The organism is Armatimonadota bacterium, from assembly GCA_035527535.1.
GTDB lineage: Bacteria > Armatimonadota > Hebobacteria.
On the sequence record DATLAK010000058.1, the window covers coordinates 1 to 8,937 of the forward strand.

Here is an 8,937-nt window from a genome sequence, read left to right on the forward strand (position 1 = left end):
GTGGACAACAGTCGGCGCCACGGCCGGGCGCCAGTACGCTTCATGTGATTGGCTGCCGGGCTAGGACTCGAACCTAGAACTTCCTGATCCAGAGTCAGGCGTGCTACCATTGCACCACCCGGCATCAAGCACGATTCTACCACAGCGAGGGTAGCCGGTCAACCCAGCCGCAGCTCGTTCTGGTAGCATAGCGCTTATGTCCCCATGCAACTGCAAGACGAAAACGACCCCCCTTCGCGCGGTGTTGAGTTCGGACGAGATTGCGAGACGGATCCCTCCGGGCCTACGCCGCGATGCGCAGTTGCCACCTTTGGCTTAAACGGGCCGCGGCCCAGGCCTGAGCAGACATGAGTGAGTCAGGGCAGGAGGTGAGCCAACTGTAGTCGTTCGCTCTCGGCCGTGCTTGAGTGTCGGGCAGCGAGGAAGGGAGCACTGCAAAGGCCGCCGAGAGAGCAGGTTGCCGCCCACCGGGACCGAGCTACACCGCGGGAGCGAGGGCCTCCACCGTCACGCCCACGAGCGCTCCCAGCGCCGCCCCCGCCAGCGCCAAAGCTCCGAGCGTGACGGCGAGCACGGGGCCGGTGACGGTGGCGATTCCTCCCGTCACCACCAGCTGCGTGAGCGACATGCCCGGCCCCAGGGCGGCGCCGACCTTGACGCCGGTCCACATGCCGCCGCCATAGTAGGCGGTAAGCGCGCCGACGATGGCGCCCTGCACCGCACCCGCCATGAGGCCGTAGGCGATGGAAACGACAAGCGTGGCGCCGGGGGAGATTCCCGCCGCCTCGAGGACATCCGCAGCGGCGGCGGCGAGGAAGCCGTACGCGATGCCCACCGCCGCTGCGCCCGTCAGCGCGCCCCCGACGCTCCCGCGCACGAGCAACTGGCGCCCCTTCCGCGCGGTCCCGGTGCGGGCTAACGGCACGCGGCTCGAGATCGGGTGGAGAGGATGCTGGGGGGATTGGCTCCCACCCAGCGGCCCCAGCACCCCCAGCTCGGAGACATCATCGGCATCAGCGCTCGCGCCGGCTCCCCCGCGCGAAGGCGCACCACCACCGGCCGGTGGCGGCAATTCTGCGGCCGGCGTCATCGCCAGCGGCTCGCCGCAGTTCCAACACGTCGCGCGCCCGGGCGGATTATGCTGATGACAACGCCCGCAGGTCACTGTTCAGCAGCCGATCCGGAAGGAGCGAAATGTACCATCCCCCTGCTCCCACCGCACGTCAACGCCGTCCACCCGTGCCGCGGGCGGCCCGCGATGCAGATCGGCGAGCAAAGGCTCCAGGCGCTCCCGCGGCCCCTCGGCTACGACTTCGACCGTGCCCTCGGGCGTGTTGCGCGCGCAGCCGGCAAGCCCGAGCTCGAGCGCCCGTCTCTGCACGAACGCCCGGAAGCCTACCATCTGCACCCGCCCCCGTATGATCGCATGCAGGCGCGGTTGCGCCATGGCGGCCCCCATCGGCGAGCCCGCCGCCGGCGGGCTGCGAAGCGCGCAAGCGCCGCGCGGCCAAGCCCGCGCCTTCGCGATATCATCCCTCGCCCGTCGCGGAGCGCCCATCCCATCGGCACAGGTCCAGCGCCAGCATCTCCAACGCGATGCGAGGATCGCTGATCCCGGCGCCGACGCCCTTCAGCGACAGCTCCGCAGTCAGCACCCGGCGCACCGCGTGGATCAACCGCGGCCAGGGGAATCGGCGCGCCTGCCCCAGCAGGCGGTTGACGAGCCAGCGGCGTCCGCCGAGATACTGGCGGATGTCGTTGCGCTCGGGCAGCAGGGCCTGCGCCGCCGCCGGCACCTCGGCGCCCCCCCGCCAGCCTGCGTCAAGCAGCACCCGCGCCTGCCAGATCAAGCGCAATTGACGGGCCATGAAGGCGAGGGCCGTGGTCGGCTCGACGCCCTGGTAAAGCATGAGGTCGCGCAGCGCAGCCAGCGCCCGGTCGCCGTCTCCGACCCCAATAGCGTCACCCACCGCGAAGATGTTGTCCTCCGGCGTCGGCGCCGTCGCCTCCTCAATGTGCTGGGTGGTGATTCCTTCATCCCCGACCGCCAGCAGGGAGAGCTTCTCGACCTCGCGCGAGAGCCGGCCGAGGTCGGCGCCGACGCGTTCCACCAGCATGGCTGCGGCCGCGGGTTTGATCGCCGCGCCCAGCGCGTGCGCCTCCGCCGCGACCCAGGCCGCGGCGTCGTCGCGCGTCGGGGTCTGACACTCGACGACGCTGCCCGCGTCCGCCACCGCCTCCATCAGTTCGCGACTCAAGCGCCCCGCTCTGTCGGCCCCCCGGGGGCGGTCACCGCCGTGCTGACCGCGAGTGCCTTCGACCAGGATCACGGTGGTGCTCGGGGCCACCTGGAGCCCTCGCGCCAGCTCGCGTTGCTCGCCCGCGGACAGGTTCTCGATCGACTCCACGACCACGACTCGCGTCGCGCCCAGCATCGCCGGCGTCTGCGCCCCGCGCATGACCGCGGCCGCCCGCGCGCCCTTGGCCAGCGTCATCGTCTCCACGGCGTATCCGCGATCTTCGGGCGCCACCAGGCGGTTGATGATGGCACTGCGCACGCGCAGCTTGAGCTCGTGCTCGGGCCCATGCAGCAGGCACCATTGCCCCTGTGGGTCATAGTGGTTGCGGCGGAACTCGGTTGCGGAGAGCGTGGGCATTGGGTGCTCCACGAGTGGATGTGACCTTTCATACTTCGGCCCGTGCCGCCCGCCTTCCTGCCCGCCCCACTTCACCCACGGGAACCTGCGCGGGAAGATAAGTGTCCTGCCCTCGGTGTGGACAGTGCTCAGCCCGTCTTCCGGGAACAGCCCATCGCCTCCAGCAAGCAGTTCCCACACGCGGACAGCTCTCGGCATGCCCAGAGATGCAGTTGGCGCTGTCGATTCTTTGGAAGGCCCCCCGCGTGTGCGGCGGCAATGTGGCACACCAACTCGGCCCACGGGCCGCCGACATGCTGCGCGAACGCATCCGCGACATCCATCTGGTTCAATACCAACTGTCCGCACTTCAGGAAGACAAGCGCGCGGGCGATATGGAGGAGCAAGAGTGAAGCGTGCATGAAGTCCCCGTAGCCGCGGTCCGGCCGCTCCGGCGCGGGGTCTGAGAGCGGGTACCGGATCTCTTCGTCTAACGCCGACGAGGCATCCGGCTTGGCATAGTGAATGCCTCTGAGCCAGTTGAGGGCCGGCGCCAGCACATCCCTCAACAACTCCTGCCGATCCTGCACTAACTCGATGCGCGGCCGGATATCCTCTCCCCAGAGCAGCAGGCTGTGTTCCTTCACCACCAGCCGGAGCATCGGCGTACACGGGGCCTGCAGCACATCGCCTGGGTTACCGGCGTCGTAGAATGGCCCTTCGTCCCCCATGTGCAACGGGTCGACACGGTAGCGCCCCTTCGCCAGGTACATCAGGTGTTCCACCACCGACCACAGCTTCCACCGGTGCTCCACCATGTGCCCGTCCCTGTAGATGAAGCACAGCGGCATGAAATCGTCCCAGGCGTAGCTCTCCGCGCGGAAGATCGCCCGCAGGTGCTCGCCGAACGTGATTCCGAGCACGTTGACGAGGCCATAGAGAAAGTCCGCGTGTTCCTGCGGGGCCGGCGGCTCCCGAAGCTCGACCTGAATGACCCTCGGATTCCGGATGCGCACCTTGCGTGCGCCCTCCTGCAACTCGTCTCTGACCATCGCCAACACCTCCTCCGCCAGCCGCCGCCGCGCACTTCGCAGCCGACTGCGCACTGTGTTCAGAGGCACTTCGAGAAGTGCGGCAACCTCAGCATGCGAGAGACCGCCGATGTAGAACAGCGCCGTGGTAACCCGCGTCTTTTCGGGGAGTCGCCCGAGCGCGTCCGCGACCGCGACCCGCGTCAGGCTCCGTACCGCGTCATCGGGCGCCGCGACATCGTCCCTTAACTCCGCCGTCGGCGGCCGTCGCAACATCCCCATGCACACATTGGCCGCGATTCTCCGCAGCCATGCGCCGAGCTTCTCGGGCTCCCGGAGTTGCTGTAGCCGCAAGTATGCCTGGACGAATGTCTCCTGCGCCGCGTCCTGCACGTCATCCCAGTCGCGCAGGTAGCTGTACGCGATCGCGCAGACCACATCGCGGTATCTCTCCATCAGCGCGGCGAACGCCTCCGCCTCCCCGGCCCGCGCCCGGCTCACGAGCTCGCGGTCAGTCGCACGCGTCACCTCTCGTGCCTCCATCCTCTATGACGCGCTGGGAGAGCGAAAGTGAGCAAGTCCTCCGCAGGCGCAACCGAATACGGGGGCGGGATACTTCTGTCGGCGATGCGGTGGGGAGCGCCCCCACCATCGCCCCGTTGAGCCCTACGCGCCATTTGGCTTGCGGCGGCGTTTTCGGGGAAGCGGATGGCAGGAGACGTCGCAGCGTAAACCTGGTTCCTACTTGCTGCTCCCTGCTTCCTTCCCCTCCTGCCCCCACCCGAAGGCGCCCATGCCGCGCAGAACGAGCAGCACCGCGCCCAGGGTGATGAAGACGTCGCCGGGGCTGAACACGCACGAGCGCGGGAAGCGCGTCGGCAGCGGGGGCAGGAAATAGCGGTCGGCGAGCCAGGGCAGCCGGGTGTGTTCGTCGAGCAGACGGTGGGTGGGGAAACGGCCGACCTCGACCGCCGCCAGCAGCCGCTGCTGGCCGGCGGCGCGGACGAGATCGGACCGCACCGGCATCGCCCCGGCGTTGGCGACAATGGCCGTGAAGTTCAGGGCCACCCCCAGCGCCACGAAGCACAGCGACCACAGGCGGCGGTTGGCCGCCAGCGCCGCAAACAGCAGCAGGTAGGAGAACACGTGCAGCGCCGGGGCGGCAGCCGCCATCGGTTGCCAGCCGCGAATGCCGAGGAGCTTGATGGCGAACTGCAGGGCGAACGCCGCCACGAAGACCCACGTCCAGCGCAGCTCGAGCCCCGCCAGCCGCGACAGGCGCCCACCGGCAACGAGGGCGACGACGATCGCCGCCAGCACCGCGTCAAATAGCATCTGGCGCCTCTTCGCAGCGCACCGCGTCCACCACCGCCTCGCGCGCCAGCATGCGCACGAACGCCTCCACCGCGCGCCGATCGAAGCGCGAGCCTGATTCCTCCACCAGGCGGCGCACTGCGTCGTCGGGGGACAGCGGTTCGCGCGCGCTCCTGGTCACGTCGTCGTAGCGCTCGGCCACCGCCAGCAGGCGCGAACCGAACGGAATCACCTCCCCGTCGGGGCCGTAGGGCCCAGCATCGAAGCGGCGATCGTGGTGTCGCACAAGCACGGCAACGCGGCGCAGGAAGCCGATGGGCCGCAGGATGTCATGACCGATCTCGGCGTGGCGCCGGAGCTTTGTCGCCTGCTCCTCAGTCAGCGCGGCGTCCTCGTGGTCGCCGTCGAAGGCCTGGGTCGGCACCGCCACGTCGCCGATGTCGTGGAGATAGCCGGCATAGCGGATGGACTGGACGTCGTCCGCGGACATGCCCAGCTCGTCCGCCGCGGCCGAAGCGAGGTTGGCAACGCGCTCGCCGTGCCCCACCGTCTCCTGGGCGCCGGCGTGGATCTTGGACTCTTTGAGCGCCACCAGCGTGCGCAGGGTCTTGTCGTACACCCGCTGCATGTCCATGTAGAGCCGGGAGCCGTAGTAGAGCAGGGTGGTGGGCAGGACTAGCACCGAGGCGACGAAAGCCCACCCGTAGCCCTGGAACAACGTATCGCGATTCTCGTAGAGCAGGGCCACCAGCAGCCCGACGCCCGCCAGCGCGGCGTCGAGGGGCAGCACCAGCCGCGCGTTGCCGATCCACACGCTGCGCAGCGGCGCCCGGCGCTCGAGCGCCACCGCCAGGTTTACGGCCGTGACCTCGCTGCCGAACAGCACCGCCGCCGAACCGATGATGGCCGCGACGTCGGCGAGATCCGCCAGGCGCACATCGGCCACCCGTCCGCCCATGAGCACGTAGTAGGCGCCCCCCGCCGCGAGCACCGAGATCGCCGAATGGCCGACGTTGAACAGGGTCTTGTAGAAGGGGATGCCGCGGCGCACTGCGATATCGGTCCACAGCGTGGCCAACACCGCGACGAACGCAGCCAGGTAGGGCCCCAGGTACAACATGCAGGCGTAAAAGACGGCGAAGCCGGCGGACACCGCCCCGCCGCGCGCCATGGGCACAATCATCATGTCCAGCAGGCAGCCCATGACCACGAAGAAGGCGACGTCCCCGAGCACCATGTGTGAGGCGTGGGGCAGGCCTTCCAGATTGCCCCAGCGCGCGGTCACGGCGACGGCGACGATGCCGGCGACACTGACGAACCAGACATATACCTTAAGCGCTCGCCGCATGATCTCTCCGCTGGGGCTGGGGCAGCTCGCCCTGCTGCCACAGCTCGATCAGGGCCTGTACGACGTTGGACTCGAACTGGGTGCCGGCGCCGCGAGCGAGCTCGGCGATGGCGGAATGCTCGGGCATGGCCCGGCGATAGGCGCGGTCTGAGGTCATGGCGTGGTAGGCGTCGGCGACGGCGATGATGCTGGCGGCGAGGTCAATCTGGCCGCCGCGCAGGCCGTCCGGGTAACCGCTGCCGTCGGGGCGCTCGTGAGTGGCGCGAACGATGCTCGCGGCGCCGGGCTGCACCTCGATCGCCGCGACGATGCGCTGGCCCTCGGCCGGGTGCTGCTTGATCAGCGCCCAGTCGTCCTCGTTCAGCTTCTCCTGCTTGTTGAGCACCGGCTCCATCACGAACTTGCCGATGTCGTGCAGGCGCGCCGCGAACAGCAGCGCCTCCATGCGCGTCTCGGGAAAGCCGAGCCGCACCGCCAGCTTCTCCGCCAGCTCGCTGACGTGGTCGGAGTGGTCCTCGGTGTAGGCGTCGTACGCCTCGAGGGCCTTGGTCAGGGCCTCGACCGTCTGCTGGTGCACCTCGCGCATGTCCATGTAGCCTTTGAACGCATAGCGCGCCCAGAACAGCGGCAGCAGAAACAGCGCGACCCCGACGTAGCGCAATTGCTGAAGCTGATAGACCATCGCCATCAGCACCCCGAACGGGGCGAGCGCCAGGTAACGCGGCCCCATCCAGCCGAAGCCCACGCGCCAGGTGCCCAGGAGCCGGCGCTTCTCGTGAAGCGCCAGCGCGATGGCGACGGCGAAGCTGTTGATCAGCGCGTAAGTAAGGCCCGAGAGGATGATGGCGGCGCCGCTGTGACGCAGCGATAGGGGATCGGGAGAGAGGGCCACGAATTCGCCGCCGGCCCACTGGTAGACCAGGCCCGCCAGGCCCTCGGTCAGGACGTACTGGCCGGCGTTGAATGTAATGCGGTACCACACGCTCTTGCGCAGCAGCCACGGTGTGCTGAGCACGGCCACCCATGCCGCAACCGCAGGGCCGTAGATGATGATGCAGGCATAGCCGACGGCGAAGGCCATGCTCATGATGCCGCCCCGGGGCAGTTGCACTGGGGACTGGGCGGCGATGATGGTGAGCACGAGGAAGAACAGAATGCCTTCGATCAGCTTGAGGTGGGGATAGCCGGCGAGCCTGATGGTCAGCCACGCCAGCAGAGCGGCCCCCAGCAGGGGGACGGCGATGAGGTATGCCCGCAATGGCGGCGACAGTTTCGACATGCCCGTCGGTGATTGCTTCCGTGGGGGACCGGGAGTCCAGGGAGAACGGGCATTACATCAACTTCCGGTCAGCTTACGGCCACGAAATCCAGGCGCCGCCGGCCAGAACCAGAGACAGCAGGGCCAGCAGTGCGGAAATCCACTTTCCCACAGCGACACCTCCTGGAGTTCAGTACTCTGCCTGGCTCCGCTAGAAAGCAGACAGGCATCCGCTCCGCTCCAGGGGTTTCGCCCTGACGTCCTGGATCCTGGTCCCCGCTACGGAAGGCATCGCCGCCCGGCGCTTGCGCCGGGACGGAATGCTGGCTAGCTATGTTGTTGCCATGTCAGGTGCGTTTATTCCACAAACCAAGGCAATCTTCGGTTGACTGCGTCCAGGGTCGCGCACGCCGCCGCTTTCCACGCGTCGCGGCGCACCAGCGCCGACCCTACCAGCGTTTCATCACCCCTTCCATGAACCAGTTTCACCGACACCGTCACCAGGTCATCGCCGTTGCCGAGGGGGGCAAGCTGCACCTGCTCAATCACCAGGGAGGGACGCAGGCCGTCATCCTCCACCGCCGTGTGCAGGTACTCGGTCACCGCCTGCAGCGTCGCCTCGGCTACCATCCGCAGTTGCTCGTAGTCGTAGCTCGGCGCCGAGGCAAGTCCGGCGAAGGAGTCCTCGCTGCGCCCCAGCGTGACCCGCGCCTGCACCGCGCGGCGGTCCACCGAGAACGATATGTTGACAAGCTGCAGGCGAGAGTCCGCCGTCCGCCCCTCGCCGTCGCGCACCTGCGCGATGCTGATCTTGCGATGGTCAATCCGCAGCCCGAGCTCACTCATGAGCGCGGACTCGATGTCGCGCCCAACTTGCTTCGGGTTGCGCTTGCTGTCCACCAGCACATGGATCTCGTCCACCATGCCCTGGCCGTTTCCAGCCACGCGCACCGATAGCACATTGCGCAGACGCTTGATCGTCTGCTCTATAGCCGCGATTGACGGAGCCCTAGGCGTTTCGCTCATCGGCCACCACACAGCCGGGATCGCTGCCCTGCTCTCTCGAACCGTACGCGCCGCCCTGGCGGACGCCTCGCGGCAGTGGCGCGCCGCCCAGCAAGCGCCAGCGATCCTTGCGCCTGGATGGGCCTCCAGACGATACGCCTTATGTTAGCATCGCCCTCTTGCCGTGTCAAGCCTTTCGACGTGCCGTCTGGTAGCATAGCGATTATGTCCCCATGCAACTGCACAGGGAAAATGTCCCCCTCCCTCCCGCGAGGTTGGGGGGGATAGGCCCAGGTGTGGATTGTGGATAAGTTCGTTGCGCGCGTCGCGACTTGACGGCGTCAC

The 8,937-nt window shown here is 68.1% G+C and carries 8 protein-coding genes and 1 tRNA gene; all 9 read right to left on the minus strand.

The window, feature by feature from the left end; all coding sequences use genetic code 11:
- Window positions 1-49 precede the first annotated feature (49 nt).
- The 9 genes from VM221_03600 to VM221_03640 all read right to left on the minus strand — a co-directional run bounded on the left by VM221_03600 (window position 50) and on the right by VM221_03640 (window position 8,613).
- Window positions 50-124 (minus strand) — tRNA-Gln (locus VM221_03600).
- A 354-nt stretch (window positions 125-478) separates the two neighbouring features.
- Window positions 479-1,090 carry a hypothetical protein gene (locus VM221_03605; protein ID HUT73907.1) on the minus strand — a complete coding sequence of 204 codons (612 nt, stop codon included), beginning with the start codon at window positions 1,088-1,090 and terminating at the stop codon, window positions 479-481.
- 78 nt (window positions 1,091-1,168) lie between these two features.
- Window positions 1,169-1,447, minus strand: a complete 279-nt coding sequence (locus VM221_03610; protein ID HUT73908.1) for an acylphosphatase — start codon at window positions 1,445-1,447, stop codon at window positions 1,169-1,171.
- Between the two features lie 82 nt (window positions 1,448-1,529).
- Entirely contained in the window at window positions 1,530-2,657 is a 1,128-nt protein-coding gene (holA, locus tag VM221_03615; GenBank protein HUT73909.1) for a DNA polymerase III subunit delta, read from the minus strand.
- A gap of 128 nt (window positions 2,658-2,785) precedes the next feature.
- Window positions 2,786-4,195, minus strand: a complete 1,410-nt coding sequence (locus tag VM221_03620) for a sigma-70 family RNA polymerase sigma factor (protein HUT73910.1) — start codon at window positions 4,193-4,195, stop codon at window positions 2,786-2,788.
- 213 nt (window positions 4,196-4,408) lie between these two features.
- Window positions 4,409-5,002: a DUF5317 domain-containing protein gene (locus VM221_03625; protein HUT73911.1), complete on the minus strand. Its 594-nt coding sequence runs from the start codon at window positions 5,000-5,002 to the stop codon at window positions 4,409-4,411.
- On the minus strand, window positions 4,992-6,329 hold the full coding sequence (locus VM221_03630) for an HD domain-containing phosphohydrolase (GenBank protein ID HUT73912.1): 1,338 nt from the start codon (window positions 6,327-6,329) through the stop codon (window positions 4,992-4,994). The genes VM221_03625 and VM221_03630 overlap by 11 nt, the downstream gene beginning before the upstream one ends.
- Window positions 6,313-7,608, minus strand: coding sequence for an HD domain-containing phosphohydrolase (locus VM221_03635; protein ID HUT73913.1), 1,296 nt, complete (start codon window positions 7,606-7,608; stop codon window positions 6,313-6,315). The genes VM221_03630 and VM221_03635 overlap by 17 nt, the downstream gene beginning before the upstream one ends.
- Window positions 7,609-7,944: 336 nt before the next feature.
- Window positions 7,945-8,613 (minus strand): hypothetical protein, encoded by a 669-nt coding sequence (locus VM221_03640; protein HUT73914.1) that lies wholly within the window; start codon window positions 8,611-8,613, stop codon window positions 7,945-7,947.
- Between the last annotated feature and the right edge of the window lie 324 nt (window positions 8,614-8,937).